This is a genomic window from Saccharothrix texasensis (assembly GCF_003752005.1).
Lineage (GTDB): Bacteria > Actinomycetota > Actinomycetes > Mycobacteriales > Pseudonocardiaceae > Actinosynnema > Actinosynnema texasense.
This window is the reverse complement of sequence record NZ_RJKM01000001.1, coordinates 4,927,266-4,948,518: the sequence shown is the minus strand read 5'-3', so window position 1 is coordinate 4,948,518 and position 21,253 is coordinate 4,927,266. Positions and strand designations below refer to the sequence as shown.

Sequence of the window (21,253 nt, the reverse complement as noted above, 5' to 3'; positions counted from 1 at the left end):
GTGACCACTCCCGCCCGCAAGCGCGTCGACCAGCAGCGCTGGACCGTCCTGCTCCCGGTCCTGGGCCTGATCGCGCTGGGCGTGTGCGGGCTGGTCCTGCTCGGCCTGGGCACCTCGCGGACCGGACTGCTGCCGATCCTGGTCGGCGCGGTGGCCGCGCTGCTGCCCGTCCTCGCCGTGATCGGCGCCTACCTGTGGATCGACCGCTGGGAGCCGGAGCCGGCGAAGATCCTGCTGCTGGCGTTCCTGTGGGGCGCGTGCGGCGCGACGATCACCTCCCTGGTGTTCAACCAGAGCGCGCACGTGCTCGGCCAGCTCATCGACGGCGGCGACGGCAGCACGTTCGCCGCCGTGATCGGCGCGCCGATCACCGAGGAGGCCGCGAAGGCCGCGTTCATCGTGGTGCTGTTCCTGCGCCGCCGCCAGGAGTTCGACGGCGTGGTGGACGGCGTGGTGTACGCGGGCGTGACGGCCGCCGGCTTCGCGTTCACCGAGAACATCTGGTACTTCGCCCGCGTCTTCTCCGACAGCGGCTTCGGCGACCTGAGCAGCGGCGTGATCGCGTTGTTCGTCCTGCGCGGCGTGCTCTCGCCGTTCGCGCACCCGCTGTTCACGTCGATGACCGGCATCGGGATCGGCATCGCGGCCATGACCGCGAGCCGGAAGGTGCGGGTCGTCGCGCCGCTGCTGGGCTACCTCGGCGCGGCCGGCCTGCACTCGCTGTGGAACTTCTCCACCACCGTCGGCACCGGTTCCACCTTCATCAACCTGTACTTCCTGATCATGGTGCCGATCTTCGCCGGCATGGTGCTGATGGTCGTCTGGCAGCGCCGCCGCGAGCAGCGGATCGTCGCGGGCCAGCTGCCGACCATGGCGGCCAACAAGTGGATCGCCTCCAGCGAGGTGACCCTGCTGGCCAGCCTCCAGGGCCGCAGCCGGTGGCGGCGCACGGTCAAGCGCAAGGTCGGCGACCAGGCGGCCAAGGCGGTCGCGGGCTACCAGGTCGCCGCCACCGAACTGGCGTTCCTGCGCCACCGCATGGCCAACGGCACGGCGGGCCACGACGCGGAGGAACGTCACGCCAAGCTGCTCGCCGCGCTCGTCGCCGCACGTCAGGCCGCCGTGGACGCGCCGGGCGCGCTGAAGGCCGCGGGTGGCGTACGTCGCAGTTGACGGCCCCTGGCAGCACACCGGATTACGCTCGCGGCCGTCGTCCGGTACCCGAGCATCGGGACTGGAACGCCGCGGTAAGGAGTACGTCGCATGGACGCGACCCCCCGCCCCGCGCGGTTGGCCGTGGGAGTGATCTCGGCCGGCCGGGTGGGTTCGGTGCTGGGCGCCGCGCTGTCCCGGGCGGGACACGTCGTGAGCGCCGTCGCCGCCGTTTCCCGCGACTCGCTGCGCCGCGCCGAAGAGCTGCTGCCCGACGCGCCCGTGCTGTCGCCGCCCGAGGTGGCCGCCTCCGCCGACCTGGTGCTGCTGGCCGTGCCCGACGACGAGCTGCCCGGCCTGGTGCGCGGCCTCGTCGCCACCGGTTCGCTGCGCGCCGGGCAGATCGTCGTGCACACCAGCGGCGCGCAGGGCGTGGACGTGCTGCGGCCCGCCGCCGACCTCGGCGCGCTGTGCGTGACCCTGCACCCCGTGATGACGTTCACCGGCCGGGTCGAGGACGTGCAGCGGATGAACGCCTGCTCCGTCGGCGTCACGGCGGCCGACGACGACGAGATCGCGTGGCACGTCGGCGAGGCGCTGGTGGTGGAGATGTCCGCCGAGCCGGTGCGCGTGCCCGAGGCCGCCCGCCCGCTCTACCACGCCGCCCTCGCGCACGGCGCCAACCACCTGATCACGCTGGTCGCCGACTGCGCGGACCTGCTGCGCGGCGCGGGCATCCAGGACGCCGAGCGGATGCTGGGCCCGCTGCTGTCCGCCGCCCTGGACAACGCCCTGCGGCACGGCGACCGCGCCCTCACCGGCCCCGTCGCGCGCGGCGACGCGGGCACCGTGGCCAAGCACCTGGCGGTGCTCTCCGACACCGAGACGCTCCCCGCGTACCGGATCCTCGCGCTCCGCACCGCGGCCCGCGCCCAGGCCGCCGGGCTGCTCAAGCCCGAACTCGCGTCCGACGTCCGCACCACCCTCGAGGGACAAGCATGACCAAGCCGCTCACCAAGGACGACTACACGCCCAACGACGTGACGGTGCACCGCGACCCGGAACGGCTGCGTCGCGTCACCAGGGCGTTGAAGGCGGCCGGCCGCAACATCGCCCTGGTGCCGACCATGGGCGCGCTGCACGAGGGCCACTGCAAGCTGATCCGCGAGGCGCAGGTCATGCAGAACACCGTGGTCGTCGTCTCCGTCTTCGTGAACCCCACCCAGTTCGGCCCGAACGAGGACTTCGACCGCTACCCGCGCAGCTTCGAGTCCGATGTGGACATCTGCCGCGAGGAGCGCGTCGGCCTGGTGTTCGCGCCGTCGGTGGACGACATGTACCTGCCGGGCAGCACGGTCACCGTGAGCCCGGGCCCGCTCGGCGACGAACTGGAGGGCCGGACCCGCCCCGGCCACTTCGCCGGCGTGCTGTCCGTGGTCGCCAAGCTGTTCAACATCGTGCAGCCGACCTACGCGGTGTTCGGCGAGAAGGACTACCAGCAGCTCACGCTCATCCACCGGATGGCGCGGGACCTGAACTTCCCGCTGGACGTGGTCGGCGTGCCGACCGTGCGCGAGCCCGACGGCCTGGCGCTGTCCTCGCGCAACCGCTACCTGTCCGAGGAGGAGCGCTCCGCCGCGACCGCGCTGTCCGCCGCGCTGGTGGCGGGCGCGTACGTCAGCGGGCAGGGCGCGGACGCCGTGCTGAAGGCCGCGGGCGACACCCTCGCCGCCGTGCCCGGCGTCGACCTCGACTACCTGGAGCTGCGCGCGCCGGACCTCGGCCCCGCGCCGGAGAACGGCGACGCCCGCCTGCTGGTCGCCGCCCGGGTCGGCTCCACCCGACTGATCGACAACGCCGCCGTGCTGCTCGGCGCCGGCGACGAGTGAGGGGACCGCCATGTTCCGCACCATGCTCAAGTCGAAGATCCACCGGGCCACCGTCACCCAGGCCGACCTGCACTACGTCGGCTCGGTCACGGTGGACGAGGACCTGATGGAGGCCGCCGACCTGCTGGCCGGCGAGCAGGTCGCGATCGTCGACGTCACCAACGGCGCACGCCTGGAGACCTACGTCATCCCGGGCGCCCGCGGCAGCGGCGTGATCGGCATCAACGGCGCGGCGGCGCACCTCGTCAAGCCGGGCGACCTGGTGATCCTCATCGCCTACGGGCAGATGGACGACGCCGAGGCGCGGGTGTACGAACCGAAGGTGGTCTTCGTCGACGCCGACAACAAGGCGGTCGAACTGGGCGCGGACCCGGCGCACGCCCCGGAGGGCTCGGGACTCGTGAACGGGTCCACGACCGCGCAGCCGGAGCCGGTGGCGGCGGAGACCGAGGACGCCGCGGCGCTGGACGCGTTGATCCAGGCCGAGGACTAGTAGGCCGAGACCTAGGGGGAGACCCGCTGTGCTGCTAGCCATCGACGTCGGCAACACCAACATCGTGCTCGGCCTCTACGACGGCACGGGTGACTCCGCCGAGCTGATCCGGGACTGGCGGATGCGCACCGACGCCCGGATGACCGCCGACGAGCTGGCGCTGACCATGCGCGGGCTGCTCGGCGAGTACGCGGACAAGATCACCGGCATCTCGGCGCTGTCCACCGTGCCCGCGGTGCTGCGCGAGCTGCGCGTGATGCTCGGCCGGTACTACGGCGGCGTGCCGAAGGTGCTGGTGGAGCCGGGCGTGCGGACGGGCGTGCCGCTGCTGGTGGACAACCCCAAGGAGGTCGGCTCCGACCGGGTGATCAACACGCTGGCCGCGCACCACCTGCACAGCACGGCGTGCGTCGTGGTCGACTTCGGCACGTCCACGAACCTGGACGTGATCTCGGCCAAGGGCGAGTTCCTCGGCGGCGCGCTGGCGCCGGGCATCGAGATCTCCGTGGACGCGCTGGCCGCCCGCGCCGCGCAGCTGCGCAAGGTCGAGCTGGTGCGGCCGCGGTCGGTGATCGGCAAGAACACCGTCGAGTGCCTGCAGTCCGGCATCGTCTACGGGTTCGTCGGCCAGGTGGACGGCCTGGTGCGCCGGATCGTGGACGAGCTGCAGCTCAGCGAGCCCGGCCCGGTCACGGTCATCGCGACCGGCGGCCTCGCGCCGCTCGTGGTGACCGAGTCGGCCACCATCCACGCGCACGTGCCGGACCTGACGCTGCTGGGCCTGCGCCTGGTGTTCGAGCGCAACCGTGTTTGACGGCCGCTGCTCCGCCGACGGCGGCGAGCCGGCGTCGATCGCCCGCGACCTCGCGGTCAGTGGGCTACCCGGCGGGTGCGCTTGACGTAGGTGGTCAACGGGAGGTCGAACTCGCCCTCGGCGGTTTCGGGGCGGGACTTGAGGAACGCGAGCATCCTCGCGTTCATCGCGGCCCGCTCCTCCTCCGGGACCACCAAGGCGTGCGAGTGGGTGTTGACCATCGCGACCAGGGACTCGGCGGTGCGCCGGTGCGCGTGCGGGAAGACCCGGGTCTCCTCGTCGTCGAACAGCTCGTGCCCGGTCATCGGGTCGAAGGCCAACTCGTCCTGCGCGCTGACGCTGGACTGGGCGGTCCGGACGAACTCCGCCAGCCACGGCGCCGAGTCGTCGTAGTCGTTCCACATCGACGCCAGCACGCCGCGCGGCCGCAGCACGCGGGCGATCTCCGGCATCGCGCGCGCCGGGTCGAACCAGTGGAACGCCTGGCCGACCACGACGGCGTCCACCGTGCCGTCCGGCACCGGGATCCGCTCCGCGCTGCCGGGCAACGCGCGCGCCGCGCCGTGGTGGCGCACCAACTCGGAGAGCATCGCCTCGTTCGGCTCCACCGACGTCACGTGGTGGCCCTGGGCGAGCAGCCCGCCGGTCAGCTTGCCCGTGCCGGCGCCGAGGTCGAGCACCTGGCGCGGTCCTTCGCCCAGCGGCTCCAGCGCCCAGCGGATGGCCTCGGCGGGGTAGTCCGGTCGGTGTTCCGCGTACGCCGAGGCGCGCGCTCCGAAGGAGTTCGCCCGCCTGGCCCGCAAGTCATCTCCCGTCACCAGGAAGAGCCTAGTGAGATCCGGTTCGATTTCCCGAGTGGTCTTTCCGTACTCTTCGTCCTGTGAGTGAGCAGCCAGCGACCGGTTCCGCGACCAGCGACGACGATCTCCCCGAGCAGCTGAGGGTGCGCCGGGAGAAGCGGGCGCGACTGCTGGAACGCGGTGTCGACCCGTATCCGGTCGAAGTTCCGCGCACGCACACGTTGCGCGAGGTCCGCGAAGCGCATCAGGGCCTGGAACCGGACACGGCGACCGGTGACGTGGTGGGTGTGACGGGCCGGGTGATGTTCATCCGCAACACCGGCAAGTTGTGCTTCGCCACGCTGCGCGAGGGCGACGGCACCGAACTGCAGGCGATGCTGAGCCTGAACGGCGTCGGCGAGCAGTCGCTCGGCGAATGGAAGTCCGACGTCGACTTGGGCGACCACGTATTCGTGCACGGCGAGGTCATCACGTCCCGCCGCGGCGAACTGTCGGTGATGGCCGACCAGTGGTCCATGACGGCGAAGGCGTTGCGCCCGCTGCCGGTCGCGCACAAGGAACTCGCCGAGGAAACCCGCATTCGCCAGCGGTACGTGGATCTGATCCTGCGCGAGCAGGCGCGGAACACGGTGCGCAACCGGGCCGCCGTGGTGCGCTCGTTGCGGGAGTCGTTCCACCGGCGCGGTTTCATCGAAGTCGAGACCCCGATGTTGCAGACGTTGCAGGGCGGCGCGACCGCCCGGCCGTTCGTGACCCGGTCGAACGCGCTCGACATCGACCTGTTCCTGCGGATCGCGCCCGAGCTGTACCTGAAGCGGTGCGTGGTGGGCGGTATCGAGAAGGTCTTCGAGATCAACCGCAACTTCCGCAACGAGGGCATGGACTCGTCTCATTCGCCCGAGTTCTCGATGCTGGAGTACTACGAGGCGTACGCCACGTACGACTCGAACGCGGTGCTGACCCGGGAGCTGATCCAGGAAGCCGCGTTGGCGATCGCCGGTTCGCACGTGGTGACGTTGGTCGACGGCACGGAGTACGACCTCGGCGGCGAGTGGACGACGATGGGCATGTACGACTCGTTGTCCGAAGCGGCGGGCGAAGAAGTCACGCCCGAAACTTCTCCGGAGCGGTTGCGCGAGCTGGCCGACAAGCACGGCCTGGAGACGGACCCGAAGACCGGGCACGGCAAGCTGGTCGAGGAGCTGTGGGAGCACCTGGTCGGCGACGCGCTGCACGCGCCCACGTTTGTGCGCGATTTCCCGGTGGAGACCTCGCCGCTCACCCGTCAGCACCGCACCCGGCCGGGTGTGGCAGAAAAGTGGGACCTGTACGTGCGCGGTTTCGAGTTGGCCACGGGATACTCGGAACTGGTGGACCCGGTGGTCGAGCGGGAGCGGTTGGAAGCCCAGGCCCGGCTGGCGGCGACCGGTGACGCCGAGGCGATGCCGGTGGACGAAGACTTTCTGCGATCACTGGAGTACGGAATGCCACCGAGCGGTGGTGTGGGAATGGGCATCGACCGCCTGCTGATGGCGCTCACCGGTCTCGGTATCCGGGAGACGATCCTGTTCCCCCTCGTGCGCCCGGAATGAGTAACTTCTCGGACTCCAGGCGGCGCATTCCTCCAGTTGTGCGCTAACCTGCACTCGCCAATGCTTTAGGTCGCGGTCGGGGAACACCGCGCATTCGAGTCCAGGAGGATACGCATGGCGCAGAAGGTCACCGTGACCCTGGTCGATGACCTGGACGGTGGGAAGGCAGAGGAGACGGTCGGCTTCGGATTGGACGGTGTGTCCTACGAGATCGACCTTTCTGCGGGCAATGCGGGCAGGCTCCGCGACGCTCTCGCCGACTTCGTCGCCAGTGCCCGCAAGGCGGGCGGTCGCAAGCGCGGCCCGGGTCGTCCGGCCGGTGTGAAGGCAGCTCGTCCGGCTTCGGCGGATCGTGAGCAGAACCAGGCCATTCGGGAGTGGGCGCGCAAGCAGGGGATGAAGGTCTCCGACCGCGGTCGCATCCCGGCCGAGGTGCTGGAGGCTTACCACCAGCAGGGCTGACGCCGGTTGTGCACGTGGCCCAGGCCACGGCAATTACGTCAATCGACGAAGGGGCGCCGGAATCCTCCGGCGCCCCTTCGGTTGTTTTCCAGGACTTGCCGGCGCGGTTGTGAAGATCGATTGTGCGGAACGGCGCCGGCCCACCCAGGTGATCTTCGACTCGACCGTTCGGCGGCACGGAGCGTGCTCGGCGGTGACCGCACCGTGTTCGGTTAGGCTTACCTCACCGAAGGTCGGGTCGCCGGGGGAGGAGCACGCGCGTTGGCCCTCCGCACCACCCGACTGGCCCTGCTCGTCGGCCTCCTCGCCCTCGTCGCGCTCGCGAGCGTCGCCATCGGCGCGAAGGACATCCCGATCGCCGACGTCTGGCACGCGCTGACCGCGCCGACAGGGCTGGAGAACGACCTCGTCGTCCGCGAGCTGCGGGTGCCGCGCACCCTGCTCGGCATCGCGGTCGGGGTCGCGCTGGGCGTCGGCGGCGCGCTGATGCAGGGCCACACCCGCAACCCGCTGGCCGACCCGGGCATCCTCGGCGTCACCCAGGGCGCGGCGTTCGCGGTCGTGCTGTCGATCTTCACGCTGGGTGTGACCAGCCTCTACGGGTACGTGTGGTTCGCGTTCGGCGGCGCCCTCGTGGCCAGCGTCGCGGTGTTCCTGCTGGGGTCCGGGCGCAGCGGGCCGACGCCGGTGACGTTGGCGTTGGCCGGCGCGGCGGTCAGCGCCCTCATGCAAGGGCTGGTGTCCGCCATCGTGCTGCTCGACCGGCAGAGCCTCGACGCGTTCCGGTTCTGGCAGGTCGGCGGCATCGCCGGGCGCGACCTCGTCGTGCTGTGGCAGGTGCTGCCGTTCCTGGTGCTCGGGCTCGGACTGGCGGCGGCCAACGCGCCCGGGTTGAACGCGCTGTCGCTGGGCGACGACGTGGCCAGGTCGCTGGGGCAGCGGGTGGCGGCGACCAGGGTCGTCGGCGTGGCCGCGACCACGCTGCTGGTGGGCGGCGCGGTGGCGGTGTGCGGGCCGATCGGGTTCCTCGGGCTCGTCGTGCCCCACGCGGCGCGGGCGCTGACCGGACCCGACTACCGGTGGCTGCTGCCGTTCGCCGGGGTGATCGGCGCGATCGTGCTGCTGGCCGCGGACGTCGTCGGACGGGTCGTGACCAGGCCGGGAGAGCTGGAGGTCGGCGTGGTGATGGCGCTCGTCGGCGCGCCGTTCTTCATCGCCCTGGTGCGGCGGCGGAAGCTGGTGAAGCTGTGACGGGGTTCCGGGTCGGGCCCGTGTCCGGACCGCTGCGGTGGCGGCCGTTCGCCGTGGTGGTCGTGGGGCTGGCGCTGGTGGTGCTCGCGGGCGCGGTGAGCGTGGCCCGCGGCGACTTCCCGATCCCGCTGGCGCAGGTGTTCGACGTGCTGCTCGGCGGCGGGCAGCGCGGGCAGCGGTTCATCGTGCTCGACCTGCGGCTGCCGCGGGCGCTGACCGGGGTGCTCGTCGGCGCGGCGCTCGGGGTCGCGGGCGCGATCTTCCAGTCGATCGCGCGCAACCCGCTGGCGAGCCCGGACATCCTCGGCGTGACGTGGGGCGCGGGGGCCGGCGCGGTCACCGTGATCACGTTCGCCGGGTCGATGGGCGCGGTCGGCGGGACGTTGGCGACGGTCGGCGTGCCGCTGGCCGCGCTGGGCGGCGGGCTGCTGGCCGGGCTGCTCGTCCACGGGCTGGCGTGGCGGCGGGGGATCGAGGGGTTCCGGCTCGTGCTCGTCGGCATCGGCGTCTCCGCCGTGACCGGCAACTTCACCCACTACCTGCTGACCGTCGGCGACGTGACCGACGCGGCGCGGGTGATGGTGTGGATCACCGGCAGCCTGAACGGGCGCGGGTGGGAGCACGTCGTGCCGGTCGGGCTGGCGCTGGCGGCGCTGATCCCGGCGGCGCTGGTCGGCTCGCGGCTGCTGGGCGCGTTGCAGCTCGACGACGACACGGTGCGCGGGCTCGGCGTGCGGCTCAACGGCGCGCGGAGCGTGCTGCTGCTGCTCGCGGTCGTGCTGGCGGCCGTGGCCACGGCGTCGGCCGGACCGGTGGCGTTCGTGGCGCTGGCGTCACCGCAGATCGCGCTGCGGGTGGCCGGGACCGCCACGCCGCCGCTGCTCGGGTCGGCCGTGGTCGGCGGGCTGCTCGTGGTGGTGGCGGACCTGGTCGCGCGGTTGGCGTTCGGCGGGTTCGAGCTGCCGGTCGGCGTGGTGACGGCGGTGCTCGGCGCCCCCTACCTGATGTACCTGCTCGTCCGCAGTCGCCGGGAGGCACGGGTATGACCGCTGTTCGGCTGCAGGCGCAGTCGCTGTCCGTGGGGTACGGGGAGCGGCTGGTGGTGTCCGCGCTGGACCTGGACGTGGTGTCCGGTTCGGTGACGGCGGTGATCGGGCCCAACGGGTGCGGCAAGTCGACGTTGCTGCGGGCGCTGGGCCGGCTGCTGCCCGCCCGGTCCGGCGCGGTGGTGCTGGACGGCAAGCGGATCGACCGGACGCCCACGCGTGAGGTGGCGAAGGTGCTGGCGATGCTGCCGCAGTCGCCGCAGGCGCCCGAGGGGCTGACCGTGGCCGAGCTGGTGGCGCGCGGCCGGCACCCGCACCAGGCGTGGTACCGGCAGTGGTCGCCGGAGGACGAGGCGGCGGTGACGTCGGCCCTGGCGATGACGGGCATGGCGGAGCTGGCCGACCGGACCGTGGACGAGCTGTCCGGCGGGCAGCGGCAGCGGGCGTGGATCTCGATGGCGCTGGCCCAGGGCACGGACCTGCTGCTGCTCGACGAGCCGACGACGTACCTGGACCTGGCGCACCAGATCGACGTGCTGGACCTCGTGCAGCGGCTGCACCGGGACTTCGGCCGGACCGTCGTGATGGTGCTGCACGACCTGAACCTCGCCGCCCGCTACGCCGACCGCCTGGTCGCGATGAAGGAGGGGCGGATCGTGGTGGCCGGCGCGCCGGCCGACGTGCTGACCGAGCCGAACCTGCTGGAGGTCTTCGGCCTGGAGGCCCGCGTCGTCCCCGACCCGGTCACCGGCACCCCGCTGGTGGTCCCGATCGGCCATCGCCAGCGCACGCCCGAACGTTGAACTCACCTGTTCCGAACGTAGGACACGCGCGGCGTGAACGTAGGACTCTCGCGTGTGTCCTACGTTCGGAACGTGCGTGTCCTGCGTTCCGGACAGGCGAAGTGAGCGTTCCGGACGGTCAGCGGACGCGGGGGCAGGTGGCGCAGGCCTCGGCGTTCGGCAGCACGAAGTGGAAGCAGCAGCTCTCGCGGCGGCGGGTCCAGCCCGTGTCGGTCGCCTTCAGGGTCGACGCCGAGGTGAACGGGTCGAGCTTGGCCGGCAGCAGCAGCGCCGAGTCCATCACGCCCGCCGTCTCGTCGCCGCACAGCTGGCCCACCGTCCACGCCGCGCTGTCCAACGCGTCCGTGGCCGCCGCCCACAGCATCCGCCGCCCCAGCCGCACGGTCGGCCCGTACGCGCCCACGAACTGCGCGCTGTGCGCCGCGAACCGGGCCCTGAGCAGCGCCGCCAACGCGGTCTCGTCGGCCACCACCGTCGCCGCCGGGTGGTCGCCCTCCGGGTCGTCCGGCAGGCACGCGAACTCGTCGCTCAGCAGCGCCACGCCGACCACGTGCGGCCGGCCGGCGGGCGCGACCTTGATCGCCACGTCGGCGGGCCGCAGCGACGGCACCCGCCGCGCGGTGTGGAACAGCAGCCCGCCCAGCACGCCCACGACGTTGAGGTACCAGCTCATGACGTACCCGGCCGTGGTGCGCTCGGGCGCCTCGCCGTGCTGCTCCAGCAGCCACCGCGACAACGTCTCGCGCCACGCGTCGAACCGCTCCGGCTCGCCCATGAGCTCCGAGCACAGGACCCACTCGCCGCGCTCGGCCGGCAGCCCGAACCGGGTCTCGAAGCCCTCGTACAGCGAGGCCCGCCCGAGGGACCGGGCGACGGGTGTCGTCACGTCGCACACGGTCGTCCGCGCCGGTACGGTCATGTCCAGGGGTTCCTCGTCGGTCCGGGATGGGCGAGTGGTCCAGTGAAGCGTGAGGCTTGCCTAACCTTAGCGAGGTTGCCCTAACTCGCACCACTTCGGTGACCCCGATCACCCCCGAGGTCGCCGAACGGTTGAATGTTCGCGCTCAGCGGACAACCCCCGTTCCGTGGAATCCCGCTGGCAGATCACGCGTTGGTACCGATGTCAGAGATCCCCGAAGACGGCTGCCTGCGATCGGGAACTGAGAGTGTCGGGGCTGACGACTACAGTGGTCCCACGGTGCCGCGCTCTCCAACGGTCAGCCAGACGGTCGGCCAGGGGTGAGCCCGAGGACCGCCGGCGCAGCAGTCAGGGAGTGCGAATGTTCGAAAGGTTCACCGACCGCGCGAGGCGGGTGGTTGTCCTGGCCCAAGAAGAGGCCAGGATGCTCAACCACAACTACATCGGCACCGAGCACATCCTCCTGGGGTTGATCCACGAGGGTGAAGGTGTCGCCGCCAAGGCGCTGGAGTCGTTGGGGATCGCGCTGGAGGGCGTCCGCCAGCAGGTCGAAGAGATCATCGGCCAGGGTCAGCAGGCCCCATCCGGCCACATCCCCTTCACCCCGCGCGCCAAGAAGGTGCTCGAGCTGTCACTGCGCGAAGCGCTGCAGCTGGGGCACAACTACATCGGCACGGAGCACATCCTGCTCGGCCTGATCCGCGAGGGCGAGGGCGTCGCCGCCCAGGTGCTGGTCAAGCTCGGCGCGGACCTCAACCGGGTGCGCCAGCAGGTCCTGCAGCTCCTGTCCGGCTACTCCGGCGGCAAGGAGCCGGCGGAGTCCGGCGGCCGCGGCGAGGGCACCCCGTCCTCCTCCCTGGTCCTCGACCAGTTCGGGCGCAACCTGACCGCCAGCGCGCGGGAGGGCAAGCTCGACCCGGTGATCGGGCGCACCAAGGAGATCGAGCGGGTCATGCAGGTGCTGTCCCGCCGCACCAAGAACAACCCGGTCCTGATCGGCGAGCCCGGCGTGGGCAAGACCGCCGTGGTCGAGGGCTTGGCCCAGATGGTGGTCAAGGGCGAGGTGCCCGAGACGCTGAAGGACAAGCAGCTCTACACGCTGGACCTGGGTTCGCTGGTCGCGGGCTCGCGCTACCGCGGTGACTTCGAGGAGCGCCTGAAGAAGGTGCTCAAGGAGATCCGCACGCGCGGCGACATCATCCTGTTCATCGACGAGATCCACACCCTGGTGGGCGCCGGCGCGGCCGAGGGCGCGATCGACGCCGCGTCGATCCTCAAGCCCATGCTGGCCCGGGGCGAGCTCCAGACCATCGGCGCGACCACCCTCGACGAGTACCGCAAGTACGTCGAGAAGGACCCCGCCCTGGAGCGCCGGTTCCAGCCGATCCAGGTCGGCGAGCCGTCGCTGGAGCACACCATCGAGATCCTCAAGGGTCTGCGGGACCGGTACGAGGCGCACCACCGCGTCTCGATCACCGACTCCGCGCTGGTCGCCGCCGCGACGCTGGCCGACCGGTACATCAACGACCGGTTCCTGCCGGACAAGGCGATCGACCTCATCGACGAGGCGGGCGCGCGGATGCGCATCCGCCGGATGACCGCGCCGCCGGACCTGCGCGAGTTCGACGAGAAGATCGCCGACGTGCGCCGGGACAAGGAGTCCGCGATCGACGCGCAGGACTTCGAGCGCGCGGCGAAGCTCCGTGACGCGGAGAAGACGCTGCTGGGCCAGAAGGCCGAGCGGGAGAAGCAGTGGAAGGACGGCGACCTCGACGTCGTCGCCGAGGTGGACGACGAGCAGATCGCCGAGGTGCTGGCGAACTGGACCGGCATCCCCGTGTTCAAGCTCACCGAGGAGGAGACCACGCGTCTGCTCCGCATGGAGGACGAGCTGCACAAGCGGATCATCGGCCAGGTCGACGCGGTCAAGGCCGTGTCGCAGGCGATCCGCCGCACGAGGGCCGGCCTGAAGGACCCGAAGCGCCCGTCCGGCTCGTTCATCTTCGCCGGCCCGTCCGGTGTGGGCAAGACCGAGCTGTCGAAGGCGCTGGCGAACTTCCTGTTCGGCGAGGACGACGCCCTGATCCAGATCGACATGGGCGAGTTCCACGACCGCTACACGGCGTCGCGCCTGTTCGGTGCCCCTCCCGGCTACGTCGGCTACGAAGAGGGCGGCCAGCTCACCGAGAAGGTGCGCCGCAAGCCGTTCTCCGTGGTGCTGTTCGACGAGATCGAGAAGGCGCACCAGGAGGTCTACAACACGCTGCTGCAGGTGTTGGAGGACGGCCGCCTGACCGACGGTCAGGGCCGGACGGTGGACTTCAAGAACACCGTCATCATCTTCACGTCCAACCTGGGCACGTCGGACATCAGCAAGGCCGTCGGCCTCGGCTTCACCTCGGGTCAGGACACCGCGTCCAACTACGAGCGCATGAAGAACAAGGTCAACGACGAGCTGAAGAAGCACTTCCGGCCCGAGTTCCTCAACCGCATCGACGACATCATCGTCTTCCACCAGCTCACGCAGGACGAGATCATCAAGATGGTGGACCTGATGATCGCCCGCGTCGAGCAGCAGTTGAAGAACAAGGACATGGCGATCGAGCTCACGGATCGCGCGAAGATGCTGCTGGCCAAGCGCGGGTTCGACCCGGTGCTCGGCGCGCGGCCGCTGCGTCGCACGATCCAGCGCGAGATCGAGGACCAGCTGTCGGAGAAGATCCTGTTCGGGGAGATCCAGCCCGGCCAGATCATCATCACCGACGTCGAGGGCTGGGACGGCGAGTCCGAGGCCGACGACAAGGCGCACTTCACCTTCCGCGGCGAGACCAAGCCGCTGCAGGTGCCGGACGCCCCGCCGGTCGACCTGGCCGCCTCCGGTGGCGACTCGGGCGGCGACTCGGACTCCGAGTCCGCCTGATGTGACCGACGTGAACGCCCCCCGGGTTCGCCCGGGGGGCGTTTTCGCGTCCTCAGGCCGCCGTCAGTGCAGGGTGCCGGCGGTGGCGCGCAGGTCGACGGACGTGCTCAGCGACGTGCGCACGATCAGCTCCAGCGCCCGGGCGGTGGTGGCGACGGGCAGGCTGGGGTGGCCGCCCGCCTCGGCCTGCTCCGGCGAGAACGGCACGTGCACGAACCCGCCGCGCACGCCCGGGTGCTCGGTCGCGACCAGGTGCATCAGGCCGTAGAACACGTGGTTGCACACGAACGTGCCCGCGGAGTGCGACACCGACGCCGGGATGCCGTCGGCCGCCAACGCCGCCACGCACGCCTTCACCGGCAGCCCGGTGAAGTACGCCGCCGGACCGCCGGGCACCACGGGCTCGTCGATGGGCTGCCCGCCCGCGTTGTCGGGGATGCGGGCGTCGTCCAGGTTCACCGCGACGCGCTCCGGTGTGACCCCGTCCCGGCCACCTGCCTGCCCCACGCACACGACGAGGTCGTACCGGCGGACGGCGAGGGCGTCGCGCACCGCGGCGACCGACTCGCCGAACACGCACGGCAGGCGCAGCTTCGTCAGCCGGTGACCGTCCGACCGCACCGCCTGGACCGCGTCCCAGGACGGGTTGGTGAGCTCCCCGCCGAACGGTTCGAAACCCGTCAGCAAAACATCCACTCGGGCAGACTAGAACGCGTGGTCGACATCGAGGAACGCCGCACCAGGCGCAAGGGGACGACGTTCCTGCTGGTAGTGGCGGCCATCACGTTCCTGCTCGCCGCCTTCACCCGGCTGCTCGGCATCGACGGCACCCGCCACATGGTGGCCACGACGGCCCTGACGCCCTACTTCACGGCGGCCGGCGTGGTGCTGGGCGCGTTGGCGCTGCTGCTGCGGCGCTGGGCGGTCGGCACGCTGACGATGCTGGTCGCGGTGGTGCTGGTGGCGGCCGTCGCGCCGCGCGCGTTCCCCGACTCGCGGCCGGTCGGCGTGGGCCGGGAGGTCACCGTGATGGCGGCGAACGTGCTGGTCGGCAGGGCCGACGCGGGGGCGGTCGTGGCGGCGGTGAAGGCGCACGACGTCGACGTGCTCACGTTGCAGGAGCTGACCCCGGCGATGGTGCTCGACCTCGAACGGGCGGGCCTGGACGAGGTGCTGCCCTTCCGGCACTTCCTGGACGAGCCGGGCGGCTCCGGGTCCGGCGTCGCGTCCCGCTACCCGGTGTTCCCGCGCACGCTCACGCCGCCCAGCACGCTGCGCCAGGCCGGCGCGTTGGTCGACCTGCCCGGCGAGGACCTGGAGGTGCTGTCCGTGCACCCGTTGCCGCCGGTGGAGGCCGTCGGGCCGGAGAGCTGGCAGCGCGACCTGGCGGGCCTGCCGGACCGGGAGTTGGACGGTCCGGTGCGGGTGCTCGCGGGCGACTTCAACGCCACCCTGGACCACGTCGGCCTGCGCCGGCTCCTCAACAGCGGCTACGTCGACGCCGCCGACCAGGTGGGCGCGGGCCTGGACCCGACCTGGCCGTCGGGCGCGCTGTGGCCGCCGCCGGTCACGCTCGACCACGTGCTGGTGGACGGGCGGTGCCCGGTCGACACGTTCACCGTGGTCGACATCCCCGGCTCGGACCACCGGGCCGTGGTCAGCCGATTCGTCGTGCCAGCTCGGTGATCGCCGCCAAGGCGCCCATCGGCAGGGACACCCCGCGCCCGTGCCGCACCTCCGGCTCGCGCGGGTTGACCCGGACCAACGCGCCCGACGCGGCGCTGGCCAGCTCCGCCTGACGCCGCACGGTCGGCACCGCGACCCCCGCGCCGAGCTCCAGCACGACGATGTCGCGGTGCGCCCGACGCCACTGCGCCAAGGCGTCCAACGCCTTCTGCGACGGCCCGCCGAGCCACGCCCAGTCGCCGAACATGAGGATGTTCGGCCGCGCCAGCCCTCCGCAGTTGCGGCACGACGGCAGCGGCCCGGTGGCGCGCATCGTCGCGGGGTCCACGTCCACCACGACGTCGTCGGCCGGCCACACGTCGTCCGTGCACGGCTGCACGCACTGGAGGTGGTGGATCGACCCGTGCACCTCGGCCACGTGGTCGAACCCGGCCCGCTGGAACTGGCCGTCCACGTTCGACGTGAACACCCGCGCGCCCCACTCGCGCAGCACGCGGAACCCGTCGTGCGGGAGCGTGCGCCGGTACAGGTCGAGCCGGTGCCCGTAGAAGCCCCACGCGAGCGCCGGGTCCTCCACGAAGTGCACCGGGTCGGCCAGCTCCTCGAACCGCAGGCCCAGCCGCTCGTAGGGCGGGTAGGCCTGCCAGAAGCCGGTCGCGCCGCGGAAGTCGGGCAGGCCGGAGTCGACGCCCATCCCCGCGCCCGCGCACACCAGCACCGCGTCGGCGGAGGAGATCAGCTCCGCCGCGCGGTCGAGCGCCTCGTTCACCCTCTCGGGGTCACTTCTTCGCTTGGGAGCTGAGCACGACCTCGAACTCCAGCAGGTCCGACCCGGTGCCGACGGGCTTGGCGCGCTCGCCCGAGTGCGCCTCCTTGGCCCGGCCGCCCATCCAGTTCTGGAAGTCCTCCTCGGTCTCCCACTGGGTGACCACGAAGTACCGCTCGTCGCCCTTGACCGGCCGCAGGAGCTGGAACCCGAGGAAACCGGGCTCGGAGTCGACCGCGCCCAGGCGCGCGGCGAACCGCTTCTCCAGCTCCGGGCCCGAGCCGTCGGGCACGTGGATCGCATTGATCTTCACAACCGCCATGCCCCCGACGTTACTGCGCCCCGGCCGGTTCCGTCTCGTGGCGTGCCCGGTGGGCGCGGACCTTGTGCCGGTTGCCGCAGCGCTCCATCGAGCACCAGCGGCGGTTGCCCGCCCGGGAGGCGTCCACGAACAGCAGGCCGCAGTCGTCCGCCGAGCACTCCCGCACGCCGCCGTGCGCGACGAGCTCGACCGCGTCCCGCGCCGCCGCGCCCAGCACCTGCGTGCCGGTGATCGGCCGTGCCCACGTGAGCGCGCGCGTGCGCGGGTCGACGACCGGCCGCGGTGTCTCGGCGGTGGCCGCGTTCAGCACCGCCAGGCCGTCGGCCGGGAGGTCGGCGTCCCGGACCATCGCCCGCGCGACCCGCCAGAACGCGTCGCGCAGCCGCTTCACCGCGGCCAGCTCGGCTTCGGTGACGCGCACGTCGGCCGCGGTGAACGGCGCGGTCGCGGCGAGGCGCGAGTCGACCAGCCAGGCGGCCAGGTCGTCGGGCCGGTGCAGCTCCTCGAACACCCGCAGCTCGCCCGGTCCGCCGCTGACCAGCAGTTCCATCGCGAAGCTGCCGGGGTCGAAGCGGAAGCTCTGCCCGTCCGGCCGGGTCAGCGTCCTCGCCCACGTCGCCATGTAACCACTGTAGCCAGTTTCACCGACCGGCCCGGGGAGTCGGCGGCGCAGGGGAGTCGGCGGCGCAGGGGAGTCAGCGGCGCAGCGGGCCCGGGTAGAGGAACTCGTCGGCGGGCGCCTGGTCGCCGCGGAACCACGCGGTGAAGAACGCGTCCAGGTCCTGGCCCGACACCTGCTCCGCGTGCGCCTCGAACTCCGGCCACGACGCGTTGCCGCCCCGGTTCGCGGCCACCCAGTCCTTGAGCACGCGGTCGAACGCCGGGTCGCCGATCTGGCGGCGCAACGCGTGCAGCGCGAGCTGACCCTTGTCGTAGACGCCCCGGAACTCGTTGCCCCGGCCCATGTCGTAGAGCTTGCGGCCCCAGTACGTCTCGCGCTCGCCCACCCGCTCGACCTCGGCGCGGTACCGGTCGTCCAGGTCGACGCCCTGCTTCGCCTCGGCCCACAGCCACTGGGCGTAGGAGGCGAAGCACTCGTTCAGGCAGATGTCGGCCCAGTTCTCCAGGCTCACCGAGTCGCCGAACCACTGGTGCGCGTTCTCGTGCACCACGGTGTCGAGGTCGGCCCAGCCCGCGTAGATCGGCCGGGTCTGCGTCTCCAGCGAGAAACCGATGTCGTCGGCCAGGAAGATGCCGCCCGCCGAGGAGAACGGGTAGGGCCCGAACTTCTCCGCCAGGAACGCGAGCACCTCCGGGAGCCGCTCCTCGTGCTGCCTGCCGGCCTCCGCGCCCGGCGCGTAGGCGTCCACCACCGGCGTGCCGTCGGGCAGCGCGGACCGCTCGACGGTCCACCGGTCGATCGCGATCGTGGTCAGGTAGGTGGCCATCGGCTGCTCGGCGACCCAGCGGAACGACGTCCAGCCGTCGGCGGTGGTGGAACCGCCCTCGACACCGTTGGAGATCACCGACCAGCCCTCCGGCACGCGCGCGGTCAACGCGAACGACGCCTTGTCGCGCGGGGTGTCGTTGGCGGGGAACCAGGTGGTCGCCGAGTGCGGCTCGCCCGCCGCGAACGCGCCGCCGGAGGAGGAGATCTGCCAGCCGCTGCGACCCAGGGCACGGTCCTCGAACAGGGTCGGCTCGCCGCCGTACCGGACGGTGGTGGTGAACTCCTCACCGCTCGCCAGGGGGGTCGCGGGCGTCACGACCAGCTCGTGGTCGCCCTCCTGCCGGAAGTCGGCGGCCTGCCCGCGCACGTCGACGCCGGTGACCTCCAGCGAGTACAGGTCCAGGTTGAACCGGGACAGGTCGGCGGTGGCCGTGGCGGTGATCTTCGCGACCCCGTCCAGCCGCTTGGTCGCCGGGTCGTAGCCGACCGACACGTCGTAGGCGCCGACGTCGTAGCCGGTGTTGCCGTCCTGCGGGTAGTACGCGTCGCCGGCGCCGTCGCCGCCCTCGGCGTCCACCACGGGCGCGGTGGTGGCGGTCGCGGTCGCGGTCGGCGTCGCGGTCGGCTCGTCCTTCGGCATCCTGGCCACCACGATCCCGGCCACCACCAGCACCACGATGACGACGATCAGGTACGGGCGCGCCTTGGGACTGATGGCCATGCCGACATGATGCACGCATGAGCGTTGCGGAGTTCGGGGGATCGGGGCAGGGCATCCTGCTGCTCCACGGCCTGATGAGCCGGGCGAGCACGTGGTGGACGGTGGCGCAGTGGCTCAAGCCGTACGGGCGGGTGGTCGCGCCGGACGCGCGCGGCCACGGCCGCAACCCGGTGCGGGGGCCGTACCGGACGGAGGACTTCGTCGCCGACGCGGCCGCCGTGATCGAGCGGCACGACCTCGCGCCCGCCGTGGTCATCGGGCACTCGATGGGCGGGCTGCACGCGTGGGCGCTCGCCGCGACCCGGCCAGACCTGGTGCGCGCGGTCGTGGCGGAGGACGTGGTGCCGGACAACCGGGGCCGCACGGTCGAGGAGTGGAAGTGGTACTTCGACGCGTGGCCGCCCGCGTTCGAGTCCCTGGCGCACGTGCGGCAGGTCGTGGACGTGCCGCGGGTGGAGGAGATGTTCGAGGAGCGCGAGGACGGCTGGCACCTCATCGCGCACCTGCCCGACCTGTACGAGATCGCCTCCGAGTGGGGCGAGCGGGCGTACTGGGACCACGTCGACGCCATCCGGTGCCCGATGCTGGTGATCGAGGCGGGCCTCGGCGGGCTGCGCGCCGGGCAGATGGCCGAGGTGGCGCGGCGGACCGGGGCGACGCACCTGGTGGTGCCGGAGTCGGGGCACGTCGTGCACGACGAGGCGCCGGAGGTCTACCGGGGCGCGGTGGAGGCGTTCCTGAGCGGGTCGATCGACCCGGTCTGAGTGTCCACGATCGCCATCTCGCGGGTCTTGGCGCGGATCGGCGTGATCGGGTGCAGCTCGGCGAACGCGGCCCTCACCTCGTCGTCCTCGCCGTCGACCAGCGTGCAGTGGGGCACCCAGGTGCCCGGCAGGTGCCTGCCGTGCGGGTTCTTCACCCGGCCGGCCAGGACGTCGTGCACGGCCGAGTGCACGGCCAGCAGCTCGGCGTCCACGACCGCACCGAGCTGCAACGTGCTCCCGGTGGCGCTGAGGGTCTGCAACCACACGTCGGGCAGCCACAGCCGGGACAGGTCCTCGCGCAGCTCGGCGCGCACCTTCGGCCCGATCGTGCCCGCCGCCGCGTAGGTCAGGTGCGGCGGCAGCTCCGACCGCGCGCCGATCCGCCGCCACAACGACCGAACGGCCTGGTCGGCCTCGGCGTCGAAGAACACCACCAGCGCGTGCACGGTCAGTGCTCGCCGGGCAGCGCGAACAGGCCCGCGGCCGTCTGCTCGACCAGGCCGTCGACGAGCAGCGAGTGCAGGCACCGGTCCCGCTGGCCCGCGTCCGACCACACCACGTCGAGCCGGGACTTCGCCACCGGCTCGCTGGTGCCGCGCAGCACGTCCAGCAGCAGGCCCCGCACCTGCCGGTCGGTGCCCGCGAACTTCTGCGCGACCTTGGCCGGGCCGTCGTACGCGGGACGACCGTTGAGCTGCCACGCGCACCCGTCGAACACCGGGCAGTCCGCGCACTTGGGCGCGCGGGCCGTGCAGACCAGGGCGCCCAGCTCCATCAAGGCGGCCGAGTAGACGGCGGCGCGCTCCTCCTCTTCGGGGAGGAGGGCTTCGACGTCCTTCATGTCCTTGGTCGTGGCCGGCGGACCCGCGTCACCCGCGCCGTGCACGGCCCGTGCCACGACGCGCCGGACGTTCGTGTCGACCACCGGGCACCGCTGCCCGTAGGCGAACGCCGCGACGGCCCGTGCCGTGTACGCGCCGATGCCCGGCAGGGCCAGGAGGGTGTCGACGTCGCTCGGGACGACGTCGTCGTGCTGCTCGGCGATGGCCTGCGCGGCGGCGTGCAGCCGGAGGGCGCGGCGCGGGTAGCCCAGCTTGCCCCAGGCGCGCACCACCTCGCCCTGGCTCGCCTTCGCCATCGCCGACGGCGTCGGCCAGCGGGCCAGCCACTCGTGCCAGATGGGCTCGACCCGCGCCACGGGGGTCTGCTGCAACATGATCTCGCTGACCAGCACGCCCCACGCCGTGCACTCCGGCCGTCGCCAGGGCAGGTCGCGGGCGGTGTCGGCGAACCAGTCGAGGAGGAGCTCGGCGTCCAGGCTCATAGCGACGCACAGTCTTCCACGACCGGTCCGCCGTCCACTTCCGGCCGGACGGTCAGACCACTCCGGTCGAACGGCTCCG

Annotated in this window: 22 protein-coding genes; 13 read left to right on the top strand and 9 right to left on the bottom strand. The window is 72.0% G+C overall.

Translation table 11 applies throughout. The features are described 5' to 3' along the window. The 5 genes from EDD40_RS21285 to EDD40_RS21265 all read left to right on the top strand — a co-directional run bounded on the left by EDD40_RS21285 (position 1) and on the right by EDD40_RS21265 (position 4,348). A complete protein-coding gene (locus tag EDD40_RS21285; protein ID WP_123744490.1) occupies positions 1 to 1,173 on the top strand; it encodes a PrsW family intramembrane metalloprotease in 1,173 nt (390 codons plus the stop codon). 90 nt (positions 1,174 to 1,263) lie between these two features. After that, positions 1,264 to 2,154, top strand: a complete 891-nt coding sequence (locus EDD40_RS21280) for a Rossmann-like and DUF2520 domain-containing protein (RefSeq protein ID WP_123744489.1) — start codon at positions 1,264 to 1,266, stop codon at positions 2,152 to 2,154. Then, positions 2,151 to 3,041 carry a pantoate--beta-alanine ligase gene (gene panC / locus EDD40_RS21275; protein WP_123744488.1) on the top strand — a complete coding sequence of 297 codons (891 nt, stop codon included), beginning with the start codon at positions 2,151 to 2,153 and terminating at the stop codon, positions 3,039 to 3,041. The genes EDD40_RS21280 and panC overlap by 4 nt, the downstream gene beginning before the upstream one ends. 10 nt (positions 3,042 to 3,051) lie before the next feature. Continuing rightward, positions 3,052 to 3,534 (top strand): aspartate 1-decarboxylase, encoded by a 483-nt coding sequence (gene panD / locus EDD40_RS21270; RefSeq protein ID WP_123744487.1) that lies wholly within the window; start codon positions 3,052 to 3,054, stop codon positions 3,532 to 3,534. A 28-nt stretch (positions 3,535 to 3,562) separates the two neighbouring features. Then, positions 3,563 to 4,348 (top strand): type III pantothenate kinase, encoded by a 786-nt coding sequence (locus EDD40_RS21265; RefSeq protein WP_123744486.1) that lies wholly within the window; start codon positions 3,563 to 3,565, stop codon positions 4,346 to 4,348. Positions 4,349 to 4,404: 56 nt separating this feature from the next. On the opposite strand, the gene EDD40_RS21260 is transcribed toward EDD40_RS21265, so the two are convergent. Beyond that, positions 4,405 to 5,166 carry a class I SAM-dependent methyltransferase gene (locus EDD40_RS21260; protein ID WP_246037756.1) on the bottom strand — a complete coding sequence of 254 codons (762 nt, stop codon included), beginning with the start codon at positions 5,164 to 5,166 and terminating at the stop codon, positions 4,405 to 4,407. Between the two features lie 62 nt (positions 5,167 to 5,228). Here EDD40_RS21260 and lysS point away from each other — a divergent pair, with 62 nt between their 5' ends. From lysS to EDD40_RS21235, 5 genes are all read left to right on the top strand, one after another. Next, positions 5,229 to 6,740: a lysine--tRNA ligase gene (lysS, locus tag EDD40_RS21255; protein WP_123744484.1), complete on the top strand. Its 1,512-nt coding sequence runs from the start codon at positions 5,229 to 5,231 to the stop codon at positions 6,738 to 6,740. A 114-nt stretch (positions 6,741 to 6,854) separates the two neighbouring features. After that, positions 6,855 to 7,202, top strand: a complete 348-nt coding sequence (locus EDD40_RS21250) for a histone-like nucleoid-structuring protein Lsr2 (RefSeq protein ID WP_033443198.1) — start codon at positions 6,855 to 6,857, stop codon at positions 7,200 to 7,202. Between the two features lie 261 nt (positions 7,203 to 7,463). Beyond that, positions 7,464 to 8,453: a FecCD family ABC transporter permease gene (locus EDD40_RS21245; protein ID WP_123744483.1), complete on the top strand. Its 990-nt coding sequence runs from the start codon at positions 7,464 to 7,466 to the stop codon at positions 8,451 to 8,453. Beyond that, positions 8,450 to 9,499, top strand: a complete 1,050-nt coding sequence (locus EDD40_RS21240) for a FecCD family ABC transporter permease (RefSeq protein WP_123744482.1) — start codon at positions 8,450 to 8,452, stop codon at positions 9,497 to 9,499. Before EDD40_RS21245 ends, EDD40_RS21240 begins: the two co-directional genes overlap by 4 nt. Beyond that, positions 9,496 to 10,302, top strand: coding sequence for an ABC transporter ATP-binding protein (locus EDD40_RS21235; RefSeq protein WP_123744481.1), 807 nt, complete (start codon positions 9,496 to 9,498; stop codon positions 10,300 to 10,302). The genes EDD40_RS21240 and EDD40_RS21235 overlap by 4 nt, the downstream gene beginning before the upstream one ends. A 118-nt stretch (positions 10,303 to 10,420) precedes the next feature. Here the strand turns inward: EDD40_RS21235 and EDD40_RS21230 are convergent, their stop codons facing one another. Continuing rightward, a complete protein-coding gene (locus tag EDD40_RS21230) occupies positions 10,421 to 11,221 on the bottom strand; it encodes a (2Fe-2S)-binding protein (RefSeq protein WP_123744480.1) in 801 nt (266 codons plus the stop codon). Positions 11,222 to 11,582: 361 nt separating this feature from the next. Here EDD40_RS21230 and EDD40_RS21225 point away from each other — a divergent pair, with 361 nt between their 5' ends. Continuing rightward, the gene (locus EDD40_RS21225; protein ID WP_123744479.1) at positions 11,583 to 14,141 is read left to right on the top strand and encodes an ATP-dependent Clp protease ATP-binding subunit; all 2,559 of its coding nucleotides are present in this window, start codon (positions 11,583 to 11,585) and stop codon (positions 14,139 to 14,141) included. Between the two features lie 63 nt (positions 14,142 to 14,204). Here EDD40_RS21225 and pcp read toward each other — a convergent pair whose 3' ends face one another. Next, positions 14,205 to 14,837, bottom strand: coding sequence for a pyroglutamyl-peptidase I (pcp, locus tag EDD40_RS21220; RefSeq protein ID WP_123744478.1), 633 nt, complete (start codon positions 14,835 to 14,837; stop codon positions 14,205 to 14,207). Positions 14,838 to 14,855: 18 nt separating this feature from the next. Here pcp and EDD40_RS21215 point away from each other — a divergent pair, with 18 nt between their 5' ends. Continuing rightward, positions 14,856 to 15,827 (top strand): endonuclease/exonuclease/phosphatase family protein, encoded by a 972-nt coding sequence (locus tag EDD40_RS21215; protein ID WP_123744477.1) that lies wholly within the window; start codon positions 14,856 to 14,858, stop codon positions 15,825 to 15,827. On the opposite strand, the gene EDD40_RS21210 is transcribed toward EDD40_RS21215, so the two are convergent. The 4 genes from EDD40_RS21210 to EDD40_RS21195 all read right to left on the bottom strand — a co-directional run bounded on the left by EDD40_RS21210 (position 15,799) and on the right by EDD40_RS21195 (position 19,086). After that, a complete protein-coding gene (locus tag EDD40_RS21210) occupies positions 15,799 to 16,596 on the bottom strand; it encodes an SIR2 family NAD-dependent protein deacylase (RefSeq protein ID WP_201438254.1) in 798 nt (265 codons plus the stop codon). The two genes, EDD40_RS21215 and EDD40_RS21210, sit on opposite strands and share 29 nt — an antisense overlap. 10 nt (positions 16,597 to 16,606) lie before the next feature. Further along, positions 16,607 to 16,915 carry an antibiotic biosynthesis monooxygenase family protein gene (locus tag EDD40_RS21205; protein ID WP_123744476.1) on the bottom strand — a complete coding sequence of 103 codons (309 nt, stop codon included), beginning with the start codon at positions 16,913 to 16,915 and terminating at the stop codon, positions 16,607 to 16,609. Positions 16,916 to 16,925: 10 nt separating this feature from the next. Then, positions 16,926 to 17,537 (bottom strand): CGNR zinc finger domain-containing protein, encoded by a 612-nt coding sequence (locus tag EDD40_RS21200; RefSeq protein ID WP_123744475.1) that lies wholly within the window; start codon positions 17,535 to 17,537, stop codon positions 16,926 to 16,928. Between the two features lie 73 nt (positions 17,538 to 17,610). Then, positions 17,611 to 19,086, bottom strand: a complete 1,476-nt coding sequence (locus EDD40_RS21195; RefSeq protein ID WP_123744474.1) for a M1 family metallopeptidase — start codon at positions 19,084 to 19,086, stop codon at positions 17,611 to 17,613. Positions 19,087 to 19,103: 17 nt separating this feature from the next. Here EDD40_RS21195 and EDD40_RS21190 point away from each other — a divergent pair, with 17 nt between their 5' ends. Beyond that, positions 19,104 to 19,850 (top strand): alpha/beta fold hydrolase, encoded by a 747-nt coding sequence (locus EDD40_RS21190; protein ID WP_123744473.1) that lies wholly within the window; start codon positions 19,104 to 19,106, stop codon positions 19,848 to 19,850. Here the strand turns inward: EDD40_RS21190 and EDD40_RS21185 are convergent. Together EDD40_RS21185 and EDD40_RS21180 are read right to left on the bottom strand one after the other, a co-directional pair. Continuing rightward, positions 19,799 to 20,296, bottom strand: a complete 498-nt coding sequence (locus EDD40_RS21185; protein WP_123744472.1) for a 2'-5' RNA ligase family protein — start codon at positions 20,294 to 20,296, stop codon at positions 19,799 to 19,801. The two genes, EDD40_RS21190 and EDD40_RS21185, sit on opposite strands and share 52 nt — an antisense overlap. A gap of 2 nt (positions 20,297 to 20,298) precedes the next feature. After that, on the bottom strand, positions 20,299 to 21,174 hold the full coding sequence (locus EDD40_RS21180) for an HhH-GPD family protein (RefSeq protein ID WP_123744471.1): 876 nt from the start codon (positions 21,172 to 21,174) through the stop codon (positions 20,299 to 20,301). Positions 21,175 to 21,253: the final 79 nt, after the last annotated feature.